This window comes from Microbacterium sp., assembly GCF_031178525.1.
GTDB lineage: Bacteria > Actinomycetota > Actinomycetes > Actinomycetales > Microbacteriaceae > Microbacterium.
In genome coordinates, this window is record NZ_JAPSJA010000363.1 from 1 (window position 1) to 2,087 (window position 2,087).

Here is a 2,087-nt window from a genome sequence, read left to right on the forward strand (position 1 = left end):
CGCTCCCACGCCCGCCTGACGCAGGGGCGACCGCGCCTTCGGCTCGCTCGATTCCCCAGGCAGGATCCGGTCGATCCGCCAGCCGCCGTCAGCGGGGGAGAGGTCCGCACCGAGGAAGCCCAGCCGTCGTGACGGCGTGCCGAGCGGCGCGGCAGGGGTGACATAGGCGTGCGAGGTGTTCAGCTCGCCGACCGTCTCCCACAGGATGTCGACCACGTCGTCGTGCGTGACCGCGGCGTCGATCACGGGCCGCCAGCGTCGGACGACCCCATCCCAGTCGACCCCGTCCATGTCGGCCCGCCAGAAGTGGTCGCGCATGAGGCGGGCGTTCTCATCGAACATCTGCCGCCACTCGGCGCGCGGATCCACCGAGAAGCGCAGGCGACCGAGGTCCACCTTGACGGCGTCGTCCTTCGCGGGACGGGTTGCGGGAACGACCGTCACGTCGTCTTTGCGCCGCACGATGACGCGCTGCCCGTCACCCGAGACGGCGTAGCGGTCCACCGCGTCCACGATCGTCTCGACCTCGCGGGCCTCGAAGGACCAGCGCTCGAGGCTGTCGGGAGTCGGTTCCTCCTTCACCCCCGCACGGCGCGAGCCGAGCGCGCCCTGTTCGCGGTGGACTTCGACCCAGAGCACGCCGCCATCCGCGCAGCTCAGATCGCGGTACTCGGCCGAAGGGACGGGGAAGGGCACGATCCGCTCCTCTGCGCCGTCGGCGTCGAGTTCGGGGCACGTGACCGTCTCGTCCTCGCCGTGCGCACGAGACGGGGAGACGGGCCAGCCGTCCGCGCTCGGGCCGAACGGCGCGGGCTCGGTCGCGGACAGCGGGATGAGCCACGGCCGGGTCGCACCCGTGAAGGCGAGGTCGAACGCGTGGGCGTTGTAGTGGGGGTCGAACGTGCGGTCGGACAGGAACACGAGGTGCTTGCCGTCACGCGTGAAATCGGGGGAGCGGTCGTGGTACTGGCCCGTCGTGAGACGCACCGCGCCCTCCCCACGGGTGTCGGCGATCCAGAGGGCGTGCAGCTCGCCGTCCCCGCTGCTGGGCTGCGACCAGACGAGGTAGCGGCCGTCGGGGGAGAACCGCGGGGTCCGCGCCTCGCCCCGCGAAGAGCGGCCCACCTCGCGCGCCGATCCGCTCGCCACCTCGATGAGCCGGATGGCGCCGTCGTGCGAGATGGCCGCGATGCGGTCACCCGCCGGGGTGGCGGACAGATGCAGGATGCGCCCGACCTCGCCGGACAGGATGCGCCGCGGCGCGTGAGTGCCGTCCAGGGACAGGATGTCGATCCCGTCCTCGCCGTCCGCATCGCTCACGACGGCGCCGAACCCGGTGCGCCCCAGCACGATCGGCTCGCGCGCGCGGACGCCCGAGTCTGCCAGCAGCGCACGGGCGGGGCCCTCGCGATGCGCGAGCCAGAACGCCTTGCCCCGCCACGTCACGACGCTGCCGGACGCGTCGTGATCGGACGCGAACGCGTCGAGGCGTCGGCTGCCGCCCAGCACCAGGGGCTCGGGGCGGGCGCCGGGAAGCGTGACGTCGATCGTGCGCGGTTCGGCGTCGAGCGCGTCCAGGATGCGGATGCGCCCGCGACTGTGCCACACGATCCGCTCGCCGTCGGTGGTCGCATCGCGCACGTAGCCGTCCTCGGCGCTCTGCCGCGTCAGCAGCCGCGGCTCACCCTCTCCGGGGGCGTCCCAGATCCAGAGGTTCGCCTGCTCGTCCGCGCGATCCGGGAACCGCGCGGCGCGATCCGACGCGAACACGAGCGCGTCGCCCAGCCACAGGGGATCCGTGATCGAGGCGGCCTCCTCCGGGAGCAGGCGCTCCCAGTCGCCGCCGCCGGTGCGGTCGAGCCATAGGCGCGGCGCGGTGCCGCCGCGGTAGCGCTTCCAGTGCGCGGGCGGGCGGCTCCACGGCGTCGCGAGGGCGATCGCGCCGTCCGCACGCAGCGCGATGGCCGAGGCCATGCCGATCTGCGGACGCTCCCACGCGCCATCGAGCGACAGCAGCTTGACGACCGTGTGGCGGATGTTCGGCTCGCCGCCGTTGGAGGCCGCGATGATCCGGCCGTCCGCGGTCC

At 73.4% G+C, this 2,087-nt stretch carries 1 protein-coding gene; it reads right to left on the bottom strand.

Annotated features, from left to right (window positions below; translation table 11 throughout):
• Window positions 1-2,087, bottom strand: a 2,087-nt coding sequence (locus RIF89_RS14415; protein ID WP_309069765.1) for a PDZ domain-containing protein, incomplete at both ends; no start/stop codon positions are given.